General features: G+C 72.2%; 19 protein-coding genes. 6 read left to right on the forward strand and 13 right to left on the reverse strand.

All coding sequences use genetic code 11. The features are described 5' to 3' along the window. Positions 1 to 16: 16 nt before the first annotated feature. Genes ACWH95_RS16950 through ACWH95_RS16970 form a run of 5 tightly spaced genes read left to right on the forward strand, consistent with a single transcriptional unit; the run spans position 17 to position 4,849 of the window. Positions 17 to 415, forward strand: a complete 399-nt coding sequence (locus tag ACWH95_RS16950; protein WP_136030366.1) for a cytidine deaminase — start codon at positions 17 to 19, stop codon at positions 413 to 415. Beyond that, positions 412 to 1,704 carry a thymidine phosphorylase gene (locus tag ACWH95_RS16955; RefSeq protein WP_136044444.1) on the forward strand — a complete coding sequence of 431 codons (1,293 nt, stop codon included), beginning with the start codon at positions 412 to 414 and terminating at the stop codon, positions 1,702 to 1,704. The genes ACWH95_RS16950 and ACWH95_RS16955 overlap by 4 nt, the downstream gene beginning before the upstream one ends. Before the next feature lie 50 nt (positions 1,705 to 1,754). Next, the gene (locus tag ACWH95_RS16960; RefSeq protein WP_454121054.1) at positions 1,755 to 2,870 is read left to right on the forward strand and encodes an adenosine deaminase; all 1,116 of its coding nucleotides are present in this window, start codon (positions 1,755 to 1,757) and stop codon (positions 2,868 to 2,870) included. Positions 2,871 to 2,872: 2 nt separating this feature from the next. Continuing rightward, positions 2,873 to 3,994, forward strand: coding sequence for a polysaccharide deacetylase family protein (locus tag ACWH95_RS16965; protein WP_454121055.1), 1,122 nt, complete (start codon positions 2,873 to 2,875; stop codon positions 3,992 to 3,994). A 3-nt stretch (positions 3,995 to 3,997) separates the two neighbouring features. Next, positions 3,998 to 4,849, forward strand: coding sequence for a carbohydrate kinase family protein (locus ACWH95_RS16970; RefSeq protein ID WP_454121056.1), 852 nt, complete (start codon positions 3,998 to 4,000; stop codon positions 4,847 to 4,849). Positions 4,850 to 4,859: 10 nt separating this feature from the next. Here ACWH95_RS16970 and ACWH95_RS16975 read toward each other — a convergent pair whose 3' ends face one another. From ACWH95_RS16975 to ACWH95_RS17020, 10 genes are all read right to left on the reverse strand, one after another. After that, positions 4,860 to 5,606, reverse strand: coding sequence for an alpha/beta hydrolase (locus tag ACWH95_RS16975; RefSeq protein ID WP_378823884.1), 747 nt, complete (start codon positions 5,604 to 5,606; stop codon positions 4,860 to 4,862). Positions 5,607 to 5,616: 10 nt separating this feature from the next. Further along, positions 5,617 to 6,573, reverse strand: coding sequence for an SDR family oxidoreductase (locus ACWH95_RS16980; RefSeq protein WP_206253122.1), 957 nt, complete (start codon positions 6,571 to 6,573; stop codon positions 5,617 to 5,619). Further along, on the reverse strand, positions 6,573 to 7,523 hold the full coding sequence (locus ACWH95_RS16985; RefSeq protein ID WP_454121057.1) for a bile acid:sodium symporter family protein: 951 nt from the start codon (positions 7,521 to 7,523) through the stop codon (positions 6,573 to 6,575). The genes ACWH95_RS16980 and ACWH95_RS16985 overlap by 1 nt, the downstream gene beginning before the upstream one ends. Further along, on the reverse strand, positions 7,520 to 8,812 hold the full coding sequence (locus ACWH95_RS16990; RefSeq protein ID WP_247981937.1) for a flavin-containing monooxygenase: 1,293 nt from the start codon (positions 8,810 to 8,812) through the stop codon (positions 7,520 to 7,522). The genes ACWH95_RS16985 and ACWH95_RS16990 overlap by 4 nt, the downstream gene beginning before the upstream one ends. A gap of 96 nt (positions 8,813 to 8,908) precedes the next feature. Then, positions 8,909 to 10,066 (reverse strand): mannitol-1-phosphate 5-dehydrogenase, encoded by a 1,158-nt coding sequence (locus ACWH95_RS16995; RefSeq protein WP_454121058.1) that lies wholly within the window; start codon positions 10,064 to 10,066, stop codon positions 8,909 to 8,911. Further along, positions 10,063 to 10,497, reverse strand: a complete 435-nt coding sequence (locus tag ACWH95_RS17000) for a PTS sugar transporter subunit IIA (RefSeq protein ID WP_136030348.1) — start codon at positions 10,495 to 10,497, stop codon at positions 10,063 to 10,065. Before ACWH95_RS17000 ends, ACWH95_RS16995 begins: the two co-directional genes overlap by 4 nt. Further along, complete coding sequence (locus ACWH95_RS17005; RefSeq protein ID WP_136030346.1) at positions 10,494 to 12,128, reverse strand: PTS mannitol transporter subunit IICB; 1,635 nt, start codon at positions 12,126 to 12,128, stop codon at positions 10,494 to 10,496. Before ACWH95_RS17005 ends, ACWH95_RS17000 begins: the two co-directional genes overlap by 4 nt. Beyond that, on the reverse strand, positions 12,125 to 13,810 hold the full coding sequence (gene ptsP / locus ACWH95_RS17010; RefSeq protein WP_366626589.1) for a phosphoenolpyruvate--protein phosphotransferase: 1,686 nt from the start codon (positions 13,808 to 13,810) through the stop codon (positions 12,125 to 12,127). The genes ACWH95_RS17005 and ptsP overlap by 4 nt, the downstream gene beginning before the upstream one ends. After that, positions 13,807 to 14,088 (reverse strand): HPr family phosphocarrier protein, encoded by a 282-nt coding sequence (locus ACWH95_RS17015; protein WP_136030342.1) that lies wholly within the window; start codon positions 14,086 to 14,088, stop codon positions 13,807 to 13,809. The genes ptsP and ACWH95_RS17015 overlap by 4 nt, the downstream gene beginning before the upstream one ends. Beyond that, a complete protein-coding gene (locus tag ACWH95_RS17020; protein ID WP_136030339.1) occupies positions 14,085 to 14,402 on the reverse strand; it encodes a PTS sugar transporter subunit IIB in 318 nt (105 codons plus the stop codon). The genes ACWH95_RS17015 and ACWH95_RS17020 overlap by 4 nt, the downstream gene beginning before the upstream one ends. A 166-nt stretch (positions 14,403 to 14,568) precedes the next feature. Between ACWH95_RS17020 and ACWH95_RS17025 the strand changes: the two genes are divergently transcribed. Continuing rightward, complete coding sequence (locus ACWH95_RS17025; protein WP_206253138.1) at positions 14,569 to 16,491, forward strand: BglG family transcription antiterminator; 1,923 nt, start codon at positions 14,569 to 14,571, stop codon at positions 16,489 to 16,491. A 2-nt stretch (positions 16,492 to 16,493) separates the two neighbouring features. Here ACWH95_RS17025 and ACWH95_RS17030 read toward each other — a convergent pair whose 3' ends face one another. The 3 genes from ACWH95_RS17030 to ACWH95_RS17040 are packed head-to-tail and all read right to left on the reverse strand — an operon-like array spanning position 16,494 to position 19,260. Beyond that, the gene (locus tag ACWH95_RS17030) at positions 16,494 to 16,757 is read right to left on the reverse strand and encodes an HPr family phosphocarrier protein (protein ID WP_136030335.1); all 264 of its coding nucleotides are present in this window, start codon (positions 16,755 to 16,757) and stop codon (positions 16,494 to 16,496) included. 2 nt (positions 16,758 to 16,759) lie between these two features. Beyond that, positions 16,760 to 18,430 carry a phospho-sugar mutase gene (locus ACWH95_RS17035; protein WP_136030333.1) on the reverse strand — a complete coding sequence of 557 codons (1,671 nt, stop codon included), beginning with the start codon at positions 18,428 to 18,430 and terminating at the stop codon, positions 16,760 to 16,762. Next, on the reverse strand, positions 18,427 to 19,260 hold the full coding sequence (locus ACWH95_RS17040; protein WP_136045840.1) for a purine-nucleoside phosphorylase: 834 nt from the start codon (positions 19,258 to 19,260) through the stop codon (positions 18,427 to 18,429). Before ACWH95_RS17040 ends, ACWH95_RS17035 begins: the two co-directional genes overlap by 4 nt. Positions 19,261 to 19,291: the final 31 nt, after the last annotated feature.

A 19,291-nucleotide genomic window follows, 5' to 3' on the forward strand; every position in this document is an offset into this window, starting at 1 on the left:
AGAAGGAACGACCGTCATGACCGACATCGACTGGGACGAGCTGCGCCAGGTCGCCGCCGACGCGATGACGAAGGCGTACGCGCCGTACTCGCGCTACCGCGTGGGAGCGGCCGCCCTCGTCAGCGACGGACGCATCGTCGCGGGCTGCAACGTGGAGAACGCCTCGTACGGCGTCACGCTGTGTGCGGAGTGCGCACTCGTCGGCGACCTGCACATGTCGGGCGGTGGGCAGCTCGTGGCGTTCGTGTGCGTCAACAACGACGGCGACACGATCATGCCGTGCGGCCGGTGCCGCCAGCTGCTGTACGAACACGCCGTGCCCGGCATGCTGCTGGAGACCGTCTCCGGCATCCGCACCATCGACGAGGTGCTGCCCGATGCGTTCGGGCCGCGCGACCTGGAGGACGCACGATGACCGTTGAGCCGTTCGACGCCGTGGATGTGATCCGCGCCAAGCGCGACGGCGGGGCGGTGCCGGAGCCGGCGCTGCGCTGGATGGTCGACGCGTACACGCGCGGCTATGTCTCCGACGCGCAGATGGCCTCCTTCGCGATGGCGGTGTTCCAGCGGGGCATGGAGCGCGACGAGATCCGCGTGCTGACCGACGCCATGATCGCCTCGGGCGAGCGGATGAGCTTCGCGACCCTCGGCAAGCCCACGGTCGACAAGCACTCCACGGGTGGTGTCGGCGACAAGATCACCCTGCCGCTCGCACCGCTGGTGGCCTCGTTCGGCGTGGCCGTTCCGCAGCTCAGCGGACGCGGCCTCGGTCACACCGGGGGCACGCTCGACAAGCTCGAGGCGATCCCCGGCTGGCGCGCCGCGCTCAGCAACGAGGAGATGTTCGCCCAGATGCAGGGCGACGTGGGGGCGGTGATCTGCGCCGCGGGTTCCGGCCTCGCCCCCGCCGACAAGAAGCTGTACGCGCTGCGCGACGTGACGGGGACGGTCGAGGCGATCCCGCTGATCGCGTCGAGCATCATGTCGAAGAAGATCGCCGAGGGCACCGACGCGCTCGTGCTCGACGTGAAGTTCGGCTCCGGCGCCTTCATGCAGGACATCGACCGCGCGCGGGAGCTCGCACGCACGATGGTCGCACTGGGCACCGACTCCGGCGTCGCCACGACCGCGCTGCTCACGGACATGAACGTGCCGCTGGGCCGCGCGATCGGCAACGCCAACGAGGTGCGCGAGTCCGTCGAGATCCTGGCGGGCGGAGGCCCGGCCGACGTGCGGGCACTGACCGTCGCCCTCGCCAGGGAGATGCTCGCCCTCGCCGGGCAGCCCGACGCCGACGTGGAGGCCGCTCTCGACGACGGCCGCGCGATGGACAGCTGGAAGGCCATGATCCGCGCGCAGGACGGCGACCCCGACGCCGCGCTCCCGGTCGCGAGGGAGACGCACGTCGTGACCGCCGCGTCCGACGGTGTCGTGACGCGCATGGACGCGCTGCCCTTCGGGATCGCCGCGTGGCGCCTCGGTGCCGGGCGGGCCAGGGCCGAGGATCCGGTCATCCACGAGGCCGGCATCGACCTGCACGCCAAGCCGGGCGACCGCGTGACCGCCGGGCAGCCGCTGTTCACCCTGTCCGCGGCCGACGAGGCACGGTTCCCCCGCGCGATCGAGGCGCTGGAGGGGGCGTGGGAGCTCGGCGACCGGGCCCCGGAGGCCGGGCCGATCGTCCGCGAGCGCATCACGGCCTGAGGCCGCGGACGGTAGCCTGAAACCGAAGTCCCGCGACCGAGAGGATCCCCATGTCGATCGATGCGAACGGCGATGCCAGCCTGAACGGCGTCTCCCTGCGGAGCCTGCCCAAGGTGTCGTTGCACGACCACCTCGACGGGGCCGTGCGGCCGGCGACGATCATCGAACTCGCGGACGCCATCGGGCTCGACGTGCCGGAGAACGACCCGCGCGCGCTGGGCACCTGGTTCGCGAAGCAGAGCGACTCCGGCTCGCTGGTCGAATACCTGAAGACGTTCGACCTCACGACGGCCGTCATGCAGACGCGCGAAGGGCTCACCCGGGTCGCGCGCGAGTTCGTGCAGGATCTCGCGGCCGACGGCGTGATCTACGGAGAGGTGCGCTGGGCGCCCGAGCAGCACCAGGCCGCGGGGCTCACGCTGGAGCAGGCCATGGAGGCCGTGCAGCAGGGCATCGAGGAGGGCGAGGACGCCGCCGACCGCAACGGTCGCAGCATCCGCGTCGGCCAGCTGATCACCGCCATGCGGCACACCGACCGCGCCAGGGAGATCGCGGAGCTCGCGGTCGACTTCCGCGGCCGCGGTGCCGTGGGCTTCGACATCGCCGGGCCGGAGGACGGCTTCCCGCCGTCGAACCACCGCGCCGCGTTCGACTTCCTCGCCGAGAACTTCTTCCCCGTGACCGTTCACGCGGGAGAGGCCGCCGGACTCGCATCGATCCGTTCGGCGCTGCTCGACGGGCGCGCGCTGCGGCTGGGCCACGGTGTGCGCATCGCGGAGGACCTGGAGGTCGTCACGCAGGAGGGCGACGAGGTGCAGGTGCGCTTCGGCGAGCTCGCCCGCTGGGTGCGCGACCGCGAGATCCCGCTCGAGCTGTCGCCGTCGTCGAACCTGCAGACCGGGGCCGTCGCGGCCTGGGGCAACGTGCTGGCCGACCACCCGTTCGACCTGCTCTACCAGCTGGGCTTCGCCGTCACCGTGAACGTGGACAACCGCACCATGAGCGCGACCTCGCTCACGCGGGAGCTGGCGCTGCTGGTGGAGACGTTCGACTACGACCTCGACGACCTCGAGACCTTCCAGTTCAACGCCGCGGCCGCCGCGTTCCTCCCCGTCGAGGAACGCGAGGAGCTCGTGGAGATGATCGCCGAGGGATTCGACGCCTGACCGTGGCTTCCGGGGGGAAGCGACGGGGGCGCGTCGCACTGATCATCTCGCTCGCCGCCGTGCTGCTGGTCGGGGGTGGCGCGGCGGCATACCTGCTGCTGAACCGGGGGGCGGCCGAGGCGGCACCGGCGCGGACGGAGTCGCCGCGCCCCGAGCCGTCGCCGTCGCCGAAGCCGCTGACCGCGGTCGAGCAGCTGCTGGCCGACGCCGACAACCCGCTGGCGTGTGCCGTGAGCTTCGCCGGCGAGGGCGCCCCGGCGGATCCGCAGCTGCAGTGGCAGAACGGCCTGTACGTCGCGCTGCCGATCCCGGCCGTGGCGGGGAAGGTGTTCGCCGGGTGGTACCCGACGGCGGCAGACGCGGCAGCCTTCACTCCGGAGGCCCGCGTCAACGGCGCCGACCCCGTGGTGTGCGACGACCAGCGGATCGAGCTGTTCGCGGCCTGGAAGACCCCGGAGGAGAACGCGGCGGAGGGCACGCGCGTGCCGATCCTCATGTACCACCAGTTCACATCGAACCCGGACGGGGAGACAGGCTGGCTGCGCGGGAACTACGCCTACATCGGCGACTTCGACGCGCAGATGAACCACATCGCCACCACGGGCTTCTACCTGCCGACGTGGGACGAGCTCAGCGCGTTCATCGACGGCCGGCTGTTCCTGCCCTCGCGCTCGGTCATCATCACGGACGACGACGCCGACCAGAGCTGGTTCGACCTCGCCGTGCCCGTGATCGACAAGTACCGCCTGCTGTCGACCTCGTTCATGATCACGGCCTACCGGACCGATCCGCCCCCATCGATCTACGTGCTGCGGCGCTCGCACACCAACGACATGCACCAGGCGGGGGAGAACGGCAAGGGGCGGATGGTGAACTGGACGGCCGATCAGATCGCCGCCGACCTCAACGCCTCGGGCGACGTGCTGGGCGTCCGCGAGGTCATGGCCTACCCCTTCGGACACTACAACGACACGGCGAAGCAGGGCGTGGCGCAGGCCGGCTTCGAGATGGCGCGGACGATCGAGCCCGGGTACGTGCAGATCGGTACGGACAAGCTCGCGCTTCCCGTGGTGCGCATCGACTACGGCATGGGGCTCGACGCCCTGGTGTCGCGGATCGGCTGACGCGTGGCCGCGGTCGTCATCGTCGGTCCCGCCGCCTGGAACAGGATCGTCGTGCTCGACCGGCTGCCGGAGCCGGAACCGCACATGCAGTTCGCCGAGGACAGCTGGGAGACGGTCGGCGGCACGAGTGCGGGCAAGGCGCTGAGCCTGACCGGGCTCGGGCGCGCGGTGGCGCTGCACGCGATCGCGGGGTCGGACGACGACGGCCGGCGGGTGCGCGACGCCCTGGCCGCGGCCGGAGTCCCCGTGCACTGGTCGGACGGCGTGACGGAGCGCCACCTGAACCTCATGACTAGGGCGGGGGAGCGCGTGTCGCTGTACCTGGCGACGCCGAAGGCGGGCGACGGGCGCGACGATGCGGCCCTGGCGGCAGAGCTGGCGGTGGCGGACGCGGTCGTGCTTGACCTGGCCGCTGAACCGTTGCGCCTGCTCCCGCTGGCACGGCGGAGCGGCACGCCGCTCTGGGTGGACGTGCACGACTACGACGGCACGGCCGCGTTCCACCGGCCGTTCCTCGCCGCCGCGCATGCCGTGTTCTGCAACGCCGACCGCCTGGACTCTCCGGTGGAGTTCCTGCGGGCCACGGTCGACGCGGGCGCCCAGCTCGCGGTGTGCACGCTCGGCGCGGACGGCGCGGTGGCGATCGATGCGGACGGGACCGAGGTGCGCGTGCGCGCGGTGCCCACCACGGTCGTCGACACCAACGGCGCAGGCGACGCGTTCCTCGCCGGCGTGCTGGACGCCCGACTGGGCGGAGCCGGGCTCGCCGCCGCGCTGGAGGCCGGGGCGCGGACGGCGTCGCTCGTGCTCGGCACCCGGCACCTGCACCCGCTGCTCGACCCCGTCCTCGGCTGAGAGGTGCCGGTCAGCGGGGAACCGACAGCAGGAACCCGCCCACGATGTCGGTGAGCTGCGCGCGCATCTCCTCCTCGGACAGGGTCGGCTCGCCGTCGCCCGCCTGTGGCCCGTAATCACCGAACGAGGCATGAGAGGCGCCGTCGATCTCGACGAGTTCGGCGTCGGCGGGGAGCATCGGCCGCGCATCGGCGATCTTCTCCGGAGTGGACAGGCCGTCCTCGCTCCCGGCCACGCTGAGCACCGGGAGCTCGGAATCGGACAGGTCGTTCGCGCAGTACGACGCGAACAGCACCAGGGCATCGGCTGCGGTGGCGAGCTGGCAGGCGCGGACGCCGCCCAGGGAGTGGCCGCCGACGGCCCAGGACTCGACATCGGGCGCCGCGGACGTGAAGTCGTCCAGGCCGCGGGGGTCGAAGAACGCGAGGTTCAACCACGGCCGGGTGATCACGACCGTGATGCCCTCCTCGGCGAGGCCCTGGAGCGGGGCCGCATAGGCCCACGGATCGACCTTGGCGCCCGGGATGAACACCAGGCCCCGTTCGGAGTCGCCGTCGGCGGGTTCCAGCACGATGCCTTCGTCGGCGTCGGTCACGGTGATCGCCGAATTGGCACGGACCTCGGCGAGCGGACCCGGTTCGGCCGGCATGACCCCGATCTGGGTGTAGGCGAGCACACCGCCGATCGCGAGGACCAGCACGATGGCCAGAGCCCACAGGACACGTCTCAGGATGCGGCGGCGGGGCTTCTTCTGCACGGAGGCAACGCTACTCCCGTCGGCGGGAGACGGAGGGGTGCGTGGCCAGGTACTCCTCGAACGCCTCCGCCGAGGTGCGCGTGGGCGTGAAGCCGAAATCCTCGATGAGTCGGCGGTTGGACAGCACGGGCCGCCAGCGCAGGAACGGCACCTTCTCCGGCCCGTGCTCGGTGAGCCGGAGCATCCGTCCCAGGCGGAGCGCCGCGTCCAGTGCCCACGCCGGGACCACGAGCTGTCGCTTGCCGAGCCGCGCGGCGATCTGCGGCACCGTGAGACGCCCGTCTCCGGCAACGTTGAACACCCCGGCCGGTCCGTCCGTCGCCGCCCGCACCATCGCGGTCGCAACGTCGTCGACCCAGACGAACACGAAGGGGGAGTCGGAGCCCGCGATGCGCAGGATGCGCCGCCCGTCCCAGAGCGCGGTGATCTGATTCCGCACGGTCGGACCGAGGATCGTCCCGATGCGGAACACGACCTGCTCGAGTCCGGGGTGCTCGCTCCGGCAGTCGGACAGCATCTCCTCGACCAGCCGTTTGTGGCGCGCGTACGGGAACGCGTCGTTGCCGCGCAGAGGCGTGCTCTCGTCGATCCAGGCGGGAGCGTCGGGGTGGTAGCCGTACGCGGCGCCCGAGCTCGACACGACGATCCGGCGGACGCCGGTCTCGACGCACGCGGCGAGCACATTCGCGGAGCCGATCACATCGACCCGGTACTCCCGGTCGACGTCGCGACCCGGGTTCACGATCGCGGCGAGGTGCACCACGGTGTCGATCCGGTGGGCGCGCAGCAGGGGCGCGACGGCTGCGGCATCGGTCACGTCGAGCAGCGCGTTCACGACGCCGTCCCGCGCGGGGGCATCCCGCACATCCGCGGCCACGACCAGCTCCACGTCGTCACGGCGCGCGAGGGCGCTCGCGACGTGCGTGCCGAGGAAACCCGCACCGCCCGTGATCAGCACCCGCCGCATCAGGCCGCCTCGATGCTCATGCGACCACTCGCATCGCCGTGGGGGCTTCCGGTCCGCCGTCGGGTGTGCCGCGCCCACAGTCCGGCGAGCACGAGTCCGGCGATGATGTCCCAGATGCCCCACCAGCCCGCCACGATGGCCATGCCGCCCAGCCCGTCGAAGAACAGGAAGACCAGGCCCAGGCCGAGCCCGGCGTTGCGGATGCCCACCTCGAAGGTCATGGCCTTGCGCTCGCGGGTGCCCAGTCCGCCGACCACGGCCGTGCCGTAACCGAGGGCCAGCGCGACCGCATCGTGCACGGCGACCACCAGGAGGATGATGCCGAGCACCTGCACGAACACCGTCCAGTTGCCGATCAGGGCGGCCACGATGAAGCCCAGCAGTGCGAGCAGGCTGAACCACTTCACGAAGGGCTGCACGCGCGCGCTCACCCCCGGCAGCTTCGCCCGCAGCAGCAGCCCGAGGGCGAACGGGAGACCGACGATCAGCAGGATCTCGAGCAGCATGCGCCACGGGTCGAGCGAGATGTCGCGCAGCAGCGTGCGCGCGGTCGGGTGCAGCGACCCCCAGAACGTGATGCTCAGCGGCATCGCGATGATGTAGACCAGGTTGCCGACCGCCGTGAGCGACACGGACAGCGCGACGTTGCCGCCCGCGCGATGCGTGAGCACCTGCGAGATGTTGCCGGGCGGACAGCACGCGACCAGCAGCATCCCCAACGCCATCGACGGCGGGACGGGCAGCACCAGCGTGAGCAGGAACGTCGCGACGGGGAGCAGCAGGAGCTGGGCGAGGATCGCGATCGCGAACGGCTTCGGGTGCTTCGCCACGACGCGGAAGTCCTGCGGTGACGTGTCCAGCGCGATGCCGAACATGATCAGGCCGAGCACCACGTTGAGGATCGTGAGCGTGCCAGGGGTGAAGGAGAGCACCACGTCGTCGACGTTCACGCCCCGGCCTCCAGCGACTGCCGCTCCTGCCGGACCGCGCGGCGATAGGCGTCCTTGTTCACGTAGTAGGCCATCCGGTCGAGGCCGAGGTAGTGGTAGCCGCCGGTCACGTCCGGCCACGGGGCCCCGGTCACCCGCTCGCGGAATCGCGCGCCGCGCTCGGGAGCCGTCTCCACCGCGTGCAGGTAGGAGGCGAGGAGCTCGGCCTGCTCGTAGCGCCCCTGCCACCCGATCCCCGACGCCTCGATCATGCCCATCACAAACAGCCCGTTGAAGGAGGAGGGGAACACGTTCAGGAACAGCCTCGGGGCCGCCCCGCGCCAGTGCAGGTGCTCCGGATCGACGAACGGGTAGTCGAGGCGGTAGCCGGTGGCGAGCAGGACCAGGTCGTAGTCGTCCGCGCTCCCGTCGCGGAAGTGCACCGTGGAGCCGTCGAAGCGGTCGATGTCGGGTCGGATGCGCAGGTCGCCCTGGCCGAGGTGGTTCAGGACGAGCGTGTTCACGATCGGGTGCGACTCGTACAGCCGGTAGTCGGGCCGGGGGAAGCCGAACCGTACCGGATCGCCCGTGAACGCCCGCAGCACCCGGGTGTCGATCGCCTGCTTGAGCCGGGCGGGCAGCGGTCGGCCCTGGTTGAGCGTGTCGCTGGGACGCCCGAACAGGTAGCGCGGCACGAAGTAGTAGCCGCGGCGCACGCTCATGTCGACCGACGCCGCATGGTGCACGGCGTCGACGGCGATGTCGCACCCCGAGTTGCCCGCGCCGATCAGCAGAACGCGCTTCCCCGCGAGCTGCTGCGGCGACCGGTACGCGCTGGTGTGCTGCAGCTCGCCCGTGAACGCACCGCGGAACGAGGGGACGTTCGGCGTGGCGAGCGTGCCGTTCGCGAGCACCACGCCCGCGTACCACCGGGTGTGCTCGCCGTCCGGTCCCGTGGCGGTGAGGTCCCAGCCGCCGTCGCGGGGTTCGAGCCTGGTCACGGCCGTGTCGAAGCGGAACAGCCCTGTCAGGCCGAAGTGCTCGGCGTAGTCGGTGAAGTACCCCTTGAGCACGCGGTGCCCCGGGTAGTCCGCGGTGGTCCGCATCGGGAACTCCGCGAACTCGGTCGTGGTGCGCGAGGAGATCAGGTGCGCGGACTCGTACATGGTGCTGCGCGGGTTGTCGATGTCCCACAGGCCGCCGACGCCGTGCGACGCCTCGTACCCGTCCACGGCGATGCCGCGCTTCTGCAGCGCTCTGGCTGCTGCCAGGCCCGATGGCCCCGCGCCGATCACGGCGTATCTGTTCATCCCGCTCCCCGCACGTCGCTGTGCTCGAAAAAACGCCCCCGCGCACCGATCGTAGCGGTGCGCGGGGGCGCGTCGTGGACGGTCGCCGCGGCGGGATCAGGTGTCGCGCAGGACGGCCTGCCGGGCGGCGACGGCCTCGCGCACCGCGTCGTACAGCGGGTGTTCGGGGTCGAGTCCGGTGGTGCGGGTCGTGAACGCTCCGGCGTCCTCGCTGCGCAGGAGCGCCTGGAGCTCGACGGACTGCTCATCCGCGGGGTCGTCGAACTCGAGAGCGGCGGCGACGGCGGCCACCAGCGCCGCGGTCGGCAGCCCGCGCTCCGCGGCCATCGCGGCGGGGCCGATGAAACGCTCGTGGCGGGAGATCTTGCGCAGCGGCTGCCGCCCCACGCGCTGCACCGTGTCGACCAGTTCCGGGTTGCGGAACCGGTCGAGGATCGTGGCGCGGTACGCGGCGAGCTCGGCCGGATCGAGACCGTGCACCGCCGCGAGCACGGCCGATGTCTCCTGCAGTGCCGCGGACACCCGGGCGGCGATGTCGGGGTCGGCCAGCGCGTCCGAGATGCGCTCGATGCCCGCGCGAGCGCCGAAGTACGCGGTCGCGGCGTGTCCCGTGTTCACCGTGAACAGCTTGCGCTCGATGTACGGCGCGAGGTCCGCGACGAAGTGCGCCCCCGGGATGCGCGGCGGCGCGTCCCCGAACGGCCCCGACTCGATGGCCCACTCCACGTACGGCTCCACCGTGACGTCGACGCCCGCGCCCTCGGGCTGCGCGGGCACGATGCGGTCCACCGCGGTGTTCGCGAACACCGCGCGCGACAGCAGGGCCTCGGCGTCGGCCCCGGCGGCCGCGGCGACCTCGGCGCGCAGCTGGTCGGTGGCGCCGATCGCGTTCTCGCACGCCATGACCTGCAGCGGCGCGGCCGAGGGGGAGCGGAGCGCGAGCCCCGCGACGATCGACGGCGCCACGAAGCGCAGCACCGTCGGTCCCACGGCCGTGGTGACGACGTCCGCGGTCGCCACCTCCTCCGCGACGGCATCGGGGTCGGTGCGGCTGTTCACCGCGCGGAACCCGGTGACGACGTGATCGGTCCCCCCGGGGCCGGCCTCGTGCACGGTGTACTCGTCGACCGCGTTGATGGCGTCGACGAGAGCCCCGGCGACATCCGAGAACACGACCTCGTACCCGCCCTCGTGCAGCAGCAGGCCGACGAATCCGCGCCCGATGTTGCCGGCCCCGAAGTGGACCGCCTTCATGCTTCGTTCACCTCCGACAGGAGCGTGTAGAGCTCCTCCGGGGTCTGCGCCGCGGCGAGCTTCGCGACGTCGTCCTCGTCCGAGAAAAGGATCGCGATGCGCGACAGGATCTCCAGGTGCTCGTCACCGACACCGGCGATGCCGATCACGAAGGTCGCCTGCTCGCCGTCCCAGTCGACGCCGCCGTCGTAGCGCACGACCGAGAGGGCCGAGGCGAGGATGGCGTCCTTCGCGTCGTTGGTGCCGTGCGGGATCGCGAGCCCGTTGCCCATGTAGGTCGACACGGTCTGCTCGCGCTGCCGCATCGCGTCGACGTAGGCGGGGGTGACCGCTCCGGCGGCGACGAGGATGTCCGTCGCCTCCTGGAGGGCGTCGTCCCGCGTCGCACCCGACGGGTGGATCCGGATCTGCTCGAGGGTGAGCACGCTCATTCTTCGTCCTTTCGCTGTTCCCTGACCATCTCGACGACCTCTTCGTACTTCGGCGAGTTCATGAAGTTGTCGACGGAGACGTGGATGGAGTTCGGCGACTTCGTCTGCGCCCGCTCCGTGAGCTGCTGCTGCGTGATCACCAGGTCGGCGGTGCCGTCGAGGTTGGCGATCGCCGCGTTGGTCACGGTGACGCCCTCGATCCCGGCCTTCTTGATCTTGTTGCGGAGCACGCTGGCGCCCATCGCCGAGGAGCCCATGCCGGCGTCGCACGCGAACACGATCGTGGAGATCGGCCGGTCGGCGACCGCGGTCGCGGGGGCCTCGGTCGCGGCGGTGGCTGTCGCAGCGCCCGACGAGGTGCGCAGCGCGTCCATCGCGGCGGACGACTTGCCCTTGTTCGCCTCGGTCTGCGCGATCGCCGCACCGAACGTGTCGCCCTCCGCCGCGAGGTCGCGCTTGCGCGAGGCCCGCAGGATCACGGCGGTGAGCAGGAACGTGACGGCCGCAGCGAGGATGACCGACAGGTAGACCACGAGCAGGTTCGCGACGCCGGGGCCGATCGCCGCGGCGGTCACCGCGATGATGCTGCCGGGCGCCGCGGGGAAGGCCAGGCCTCCGCCGAGAAGCATGTTCGTGGTCACACCGGTCGCTCCACCCGCGATCAGGGCGAGGATCGTTGCTGGCTTGCTCAGCGCGTACGGGAAGTAGATCTCGTGGATGCCGCCGAAGAACTGGATGATCGCGGCTCCGGGCGCGGACGCCCGCGCGGCGCCGACCCCGAAGAAGCTGAACGCCAGCAGCAGGCCGATGCCCGGACCGGGGTTCGCCTCGATGAGGAACAGGATCGACTTGCCGGTCTCGGTCGCCTGCTCGATGCCGAGCGGGGTGAACACGCCGTGGTTGATGGCGTTGTTGAGGAACAGCACCTTCGCGGGCTCGACGATGATCGACACCAGCGGCAGCAGGTTCAGTCCCACGAGCCAGTCGACGGCGGCGCCCAGCGCGGTGCTGATGCCGAGCATGACCGGTCCGAACGCGAAGAAGCCGACGATCGCGAGGATCATGCCGAGGATGCCCGCCGAGAAGTTGTTCACGAGCATCTCGAACCCGGGGCGGATCTTGCCGTCCCACAGGCGATCCATCTGCTTCGTGAGCCATGCGGCGATCGGTCCCATGATCATGGCGCCGAGGAACATCGGGATGTTCGTACCGACGATCACGCCGACCGTGGCGATCGTGGCCACGACGCCACCGCGCTCGCCGTAGACCAGGCGGCCCGCGGTGTTGGCGATCAGCAGCGGCAGCAGGTAGGTGACCATCGGGCCGACCAGCCCGACGTACGCCAGGATGTTGCCGCCGTCACCCTCGGCCACCGCGGTCATGGCACCCTGCCAGCCGATCACGGCCGAGTCGCCGCCGCCGCCGATGATCTCGGCGACCCCGGCCCAGTGCCAGCCGAAGGGGCTGTCCGCGCCGAAGAAGCCGGCGGGGATGAAGAGCATCGTGATGAAGCCCCAGGCGATGAAGGCCGCGATGTTCGGCATGATCATGCCCGAGAGGAAGGTGCCGAAGCGCTGGACACCCAGGCGGAGGCCGCCGGGTCTCGTGGCGGCAGGTGACGTCGTCGTCATGATGTCGTCTCTTTCTGGTGAGGGGGGAGTGCCGCGGCGAGGGTCGCCACGGCGGTTCGGGCGGAGGAGGCGTCGTCGGCGTCCAGCGCGGCTTCCGCCAGGCTGAGCGCGTCGGATGCGGTGCGTTCGGAGAGGGCGCGGCGCACGTCGGCCAACGCGGACGGCGCCATCGAGAGACTGGTCGCCCCGAGACCCACGAGCACGACGGCGAGGAGGGGGTCGGCCGCGGCCTCCCCGCAGATGCCCACGGGCTTGCCGAGACGGGCGCCGGCCGCGCCGACCTCGCGCACCAGGCGGAGCACCGCGGGGTGCCACGGGTCCTGGAACGACGCGACCGAGCCGAGCAGGCGGTCGGCCGCCATCGTGTACTGCGTGAGGTCGTTGGTGCCGATCGAGGCGAAGTCCGCGTGGGCGAGCACCCGGTCGGCCAGCAGGGCGCTGGACGGGACCTCGACCATGACCCCGGCGGTCTTCAGCCCGTACTCGCGTGCGAGTCCCGTGAAGTACACGGTCTCCTCGACCGTCGCGACCATGGGCGCCATGACCCACAGGTCGGCGTCGGTCTCGGCGTCGGCTTCCGCGAGCGCCGTGAGCTGCTCGCGCAGGATGTCCTCGCTCGCCCGCAGCGCCCGGAGGCCGCGGAGCCCCAGGGCCGGGTTCTCCTCGTGCGCGTCGTTGAGGAAGGCCAGGGGCTTGTCGGCGCCCGCGTCGAGCATGCGCACCACGACCTTCCGGCCGGGGAACGCCGCCAGGAGCTCGCGGTACGACTCGCGCTGCTGCGCCACCGTCGGGGCCTGGGACGCCGAGAGGAACAGGAACTCGGTGCGGAACAGCCCGACGCCCTCGGCCCCCCGAGCGACCGCATCGGCGGCGTCCGCAGGCTTCCCCAGGTTCGCCAGCAGCGCGATGGGCGTGCCGTCGGCGAGGGCGCCGGGAGTGGCTGGTGCATCGACGGCCGAGCGTCGGGCCGCGGCGCGCTCGGCGGCACGGGCGAGGGCCTCGGTGCTGGGCTCGCGGGTCACGACCCCGGCAGCGGCGTCGACGATCACGGTCTCGCCCGTGGTGAGGGCGGTGCCCTCCGACGCCCCGACGATCGCGACGATGCCCTTCTCGCGGGCGAGGATCGCGGTGTGCGACGTGGGGCCGCCGTCCGTGGTGATCAGCGCGAGCACCTGGTCGAGGTCGAGCAGCGCGGTGTCCGCCGGGGCGAGGTCGCGCGCGACCAGCACGAACGGGTGCCCGGGGTTCGGCACGCCGGGGGCGTCGACCCCGCGCAGGCGGGCGAGCACGCGCTGGGCGATGTCGTCGAGGTCGGCGGCGCGCTCCCCGAGGTAGCCGCCCACGGCCTCCAGCGTCGCGCGGAACCCGGCGAACGCGTCGTGCACGGCCCACTCCGCGGTGGCGCCGCGGTCGATGCGGGCATCCACCTCGTCCTGCAGCGTCGGGTCCTCGGCGATCATGGCCTGCGCCTCGAGCACCTCCTGCGCCGCTCCTCCGGCGGCCTCGCCGCGCGCGGTCAGCTCCCGCGCCACCGTGGCGACGGCCTCGCGGGCTCGCGCGCGCTCGGCATCGGCGCCCGCGGTGCTGGGCGAGTCGTCCGGCGCCGGCAGCGCCTCGGTCATCCGGACGACCGGTCCCTGGGCGACGCCGAGGCCGATTCCCACCCCGCGCAGCTCGCTCATCCGGCCGCGTCCTGATCGTGATCGGTGGTCAGCAGCTCGGTGAGCGTGTCCAGCACGTCCTCCGCGCCGTCGCCCTCGGCCGTGAGCGTGACGTAGTCGCCGTGCTCGACCGCGAGCGCGATGACGCCGAGGATGCTGGCGGCGTTGACCGGCTTGCCGGAGTCCTTCGCGATGGTCACGGCGAGACCGGAATCCTTGGCCGCCTGCGCGAAGATCTTCGCGGGGCGGGCGTGCAGGCCGTGCGAGGAGCCGATCCGGACGGTGCGAGTGGCGGTCATGGTGTTCCTTTCGGTGTCTCGCCGGCGTCGGCGAGGATCGAGCGGGCAAGCCGGAGGGTGCGGCTGCCGTCGCGGTCGGCGAAGACGTCGTCGGGCAGCAGTGCCACCGGGCCGTCGGCGACGCGGCGGATGTCGGCGAGCCGGTCGCCGAGGTGCGGGCCGATGAGCACGAGGTCGTGGCGCCCTGCGGCGACGGAGCTCTCCGTTCCGGCCGCCGCATCCCAGTCCAGGCCGACGGACTCCGCCGCCCTGCGCAACCGCTGCGCGACGAACGTGCTCGACGCGCCAGCGCCGCACACCACGAGGATCCTCATCGATGCCGCCTTTCCTGAGAACAGTCTGAGAACGCGGAGCGGGGTCGCGCCAACACGTTCCTTTCCGCCCCTGCGGAACCTCGGTTTCCGCGCGCCCCGCCCGTCGGGCTGACATCATGGAGACACGTCGAGACAGTGCGGTCAGCACGCCAGAGCAGGGGGAGTCATGTCGCGCCAGCGCCAGGATCAGCTCCTCGCGCTGCTGCTGCGGCAGGAGGGCTGGGCGACCGCCGGGAGCCTGGCCGACCTCCTCGGCGTGACCCCGCGGAGCATCCGGTCGTACGTCGCCGCCCTCAACGCCCGCACGCCCGGCGCGGCCGTGGTGGAGTCGGGACCCGCCGGCTATCGCGCGGGGTCGGGCGCCCGGGGCGCGCAACGGGTGCGCCAGGGCCGCGAGGCCACGCCCCGCGACCGGTTGCACGCGCTCGTGCGCATGCTGCTCGACGCGCCGGAGGGCGTCGACGTGTTCGACGCCGCCGACGAGCTGCACGTGAGCGAGGCCACCCTGGAGGCCGACCTCGTGCGCGTGCGCGGTCTGCTCGACGGCACCGACCTCACCCTCGACCGCTCGCGCGAGATCGTGCGGCTGCGTGGCGACGAGGCGGCCCAGCGGCGGCTGCTCAGCCGGCTCGCGCACGACGAGATGGACGACGCGTCCTTCCACCCGGAGGTGTTCCGCCGCGCGCTGTCCGGCACGGCGGTCGATCCGCGGGCGGTCGCGCCCTTCAAGTCGGCCCTGGTGGGGGAGCTCGGACAGCTCGGCTACTACGTCAACGAGCTCGCGATCGCCGACGTGCTGCTGCACATCGCGATCGCCGCGGAGCGGGTGGCCGCTGGGCGGTCACTCGACACGCCGCCGACCGGGGCCAGGCCCGAGATCCCCCGCGTGGGCGCGGTGATCGCGCGTCTCGCCGCCGAGCACTTCGGCGTGATGCTCGGCGAGGGCGACAGCGCCCACCTCGCGTCCCTCGTGCTCACACGCATCGTGGCGCCGGGCGGCGACGAGACCCGCGAGGTCGCGCGCAGCGGAGTGGCGCCGGAGGTCGACGCGGCCGTGCGGGCCGAGATCGCCAGGGCCGCGGACGACTTCCAGGTCGACCTGGTCGACGAGACGTTCGTGCTGCGGCTCGCGCTGCACGTGCAGAACCTGCGGCGACGGGCGGAGGAGAGCGCCCTCACGCGCAACCCGCTCACGCGGTCGCTCAAGACCACGTATCCGATGATCTTCGAGGTGGCGGTGTCGATCGCGAGCGGGCTGCACGACCGCCTCGGCACCCCCGTCCACGACGACGAGATCGCCTACATCGCGATGCACGTCGGCGGGCGTCTCGAGCGCAGCCGCAAGGCCGAGTCGATCCTCACGGCGACGATCGTGTGCCCTGGCTATTACGAGCTGCACGAGCTGCTGCGATCGAGCGTCGACCGCTCCCTCGGCTCCGCGATCGAGGTCACGAGCGTCGTCACGAACGTCGACCCCGACTGGGCGTCGTTCGACACCGACCTGGTGCTCAGCACGATCGAGCCCGGCTCGCCCGGTGAGCGGTTCGTGCGCATCCAGCCGTTCCTCACCGACGCCGACGTCGACCGCGTGCAGCAGGCCGCGGCCCGCGTCCGCCGCGGCCGGCGTCTCACGCGGCTGCGGGCCGAGCTGGCGCGCTACTTCCTGCCCGACGCCTACGTCTTCCCGCTGCCCGATGCGGGGGAGGAGGAGATCATCCGGCTCCTCGGCGCGCGGCTGGTGGCGGCCGGACTGATCGGCGACGACTACGTGGAGAACACGATCGTGCGCGAACGCCTGTCGTCCACGGCGTTCACCGACGCGCTCGCCGTGCCGCACGCGCTGCAGATGACGGCCACCCGCACCGCGATCGCGATCGGGGTCGCCGAGGGGTCCGCGGCCTGGGGCGACGCCCGCGTGCAGGTCGTCGCGCTCGCCGCGTTCAGCGAGGGCGACCGCGCGGCCTTCCAGACCGTGTTCGAGCAGCTCGTCGAGGTGTTCAGCGAGCGCGACAGCGTGCAGCGCATCGTGCGGCGCGGCACCACGTTCGAGGCGTTCCTCGACGAGCTGGTGGCGGTGATCGACGGCTGAGCTCAGCCCCGCGGTGCGAGCACGTCGGCGAGCCGGTCCAGCAGCGTCTCCGCGGCGGGGGATGCCGCCGTCTCCAGCACGACGGCATCGCCCGGCACGATCGCGAGGTCCATGACCGCCAGCACGCTGCTCAGGTCGACGGTCGTCCCGTCGGCGGTGCGCAGCGTCACCGGGCGGTCGTGCGCCTGCACGAGCCGGACGATCTCGGCGACCGGGCGCGCGTGCACGCCGTTGTGCGCGCTCACGACGACGGTCCGCTCGGGCATGGTCAGGAGCGCTCGTCCAGCAGGGCGCGCACTCCGGCCTCGAGCTCGGCGACGGCCGCAGCCGCTCCCTCCGCCGAGTCGCCCCGCGCATCGATGTACACCTTGAGCTTCGGCTCCGTGCCGCTCGGGCGGACGATGACGCGCGAGCCGTCGCTCAACCGGTACCGGAGCACGTCGCCCGACGGCTGACCGTCCGCGGCGTTCAGCAGGTCCTCCGCCGAGGCGATGGAGCGCCCGCCGATCTGCGTGGGCGGCAGGGTCCGCAGCGCCAGCATGACGGTGCCGATGAGGGCCAGATCGGCCACGCGCACCGACACCTGGGCGCTCGCGAAGTGCCCGTAGGTGTCGCCGAGCTCGCGGAGCAGGTCCGCGATGGTCGCGCCGCGCCCGCGCGCCTCCGCGGCGAGCCCGAGCAGCGCCACGGCGGCGGAGATGCCGTCCTTGTCCCGCACGGTCTCGGGGTTCACGAGGTAGCCGAGCGCCTCCTCGAAACCGAACACGATGCCCGGGGCCCGCGAGATCCACTTGAAGCCGGTGAGCGTCTCGTGGAAGTCGAGGCCGTGGTGCGCGGCGACCGCGCCGAGACCGGGGGAGGAGACCAGCGAGCAGGCCAGCGAGGCTCCGGGCGTGCCGGCGGCCGCACGGGCGGCGCGGGCGCCGAGCAGCAGGCCCACCTCGTTGCCGGTGAGCCGGCGCCAGCCCTCCGGCGCGGTGTCGTCGGGAATCGCCACGGCGAGCCGGTCGGCGTCCGGGTCGTTCGCGAGGATGAGGTCGGCGCGCGTCCGCCGGGCCTTCGCGAACGCGAGGTCCATGGCACCCGGCTCTTCCGGGTTGGGGAACGACACCGTGCGGAAGGTGGCGTCGGGGCGCAGCTGCTCGTCGACCACGAGCGGCTGCGGGTAGCCCGCGGCCTTCACGATGCGCGACACCGTCTCCCAGCCCACGCCGTGCATGGCCGTGTACACCCACCGCAGCCCGGCCGCGTCGTCCGGAGCCGGGGCCACGGCGGCGGTCGCGGCGATATAGGCCTCGACCACGTCTTCGCCCGCCGTCTCGTACTCCGTGGAGCGCGGCAGCGACCGCACGTCTCCGGCGTCTGCGACCCGCTGAATGTGCGCGGCGATCTCGGCGTCCGCGGGGGCCACGATCTGCGAGCCCTGGTCGGCGCCGCCGAGGTACACCTTGTAGCCGTTGTCGTTCGGCGGGTTGTGGCTCGCCGTCACCATCACCCCGGCGGCGGCGTCGAGGTGGCGTACGGCGAAGGCCAGCACCGGGGTCGGCAGCAGGCGCGGCAGCAGGATCGCGCGCAGTCCCGCCCCGGCGAAGAGCTCGGCAGAGTCCTGCGCGAACACCCGGGAGTTGCGTCGGCCGTCGTAGCCGATCACGACGGTGGGCGTGCCGCCCCCCGCGCGCTCGCGGAGGTAAGCGGCGAACCCGGCCGCGGCCTGGGCGACGAGCACCCTGTTCATCCGGTTGCTCCCGGCGCCGAGCTCACCGCGCAGTCCGGCCGTGCCGAACGCGAGCCGACGGCCGAAGCGGTCGTCCAGGTCGGCGACGGCCGCGGCGTCTCCCGCGGCGGCCCTGGTCACGACGCCGGCGAGTTCGTCCCTGGTCTGCGGGTCGGGGTCCTGCCGCAGCCAGGCGCGGGCCTGCGCGAGCCGCTCCTCGCTCACAGGGCCTCGACCACCCTCGCCAGCAGTGCGGAGATCACCGGCTCCGCCTCCCGCCCGGCCTCGATCACCTCGGCATGGCTGAGCGGCGTCTGCTGGATGCCGGCGGCGAGGTTCGTGATGAGCGAGAACCCGAGGATCTCCATGCCCGCCTCGCGCGCCGCGATGGCCTCCAGCGCGGTGGACATGCCGACGATGTGCCCGCCGATCGCCTTCGCCATCTGCACCTCGGCCGGGGTCTCGTAGTGCGGACCGCGGAACTGCGTGTAGACGCCCTCGTCCAGGCCGGGGTCGATGCTCCGAGCGACGTCGCGCAGACGCTTCGCGTACAGGTCGGTGAGGTCGATGAACGTCGCCCCCTCGAGCGGCGAGTCGGCGGTCAGGTTGATGTGGTCGCTGATCAGCACCGGCTGGCCGGGCTTCCAGGTCTCGCGGATGCCGCCGGCACCGTTGGTGAGCACCATGATCTTCGCCCCCGTCGCGGCGGCCGTTCGCACGCTGTGCACCACGCGACGCACCCCGTGGTTCTCGTAGTAGTGGGTGCGCGCGCCGATCACCAGCACGTTCTTCCCGCCGGGGGTGCGGATGCTGCGCAGCGTCCCGACGTGTCCCTCGAGGGCGGGCTTGGAGAATCCGGTGACCTCGGTCGCGGGGATCGTGGCGACCGTCTCGCCGATGAGGTCGGCGGCTTTGCCCCAGCCGCTGCCGAGCGTGAGGGCGATGTCGTGCTTCTCGACGCCGGTGAGGCGCGCGATGTCGGAGGCGGCCGCGGCGGCCACCTCGAACGGGTTCGCGGAGGGGTCGTCGAGGGGGTTGCTGTGCGTTTCAGGCATGGATCCACTCTAGGAAGGTGCAGGCTCGGGG

The sequence above is a fragment of the Microbacterium sp. NPDC055502 genome, from assembly GCF_053643635.1.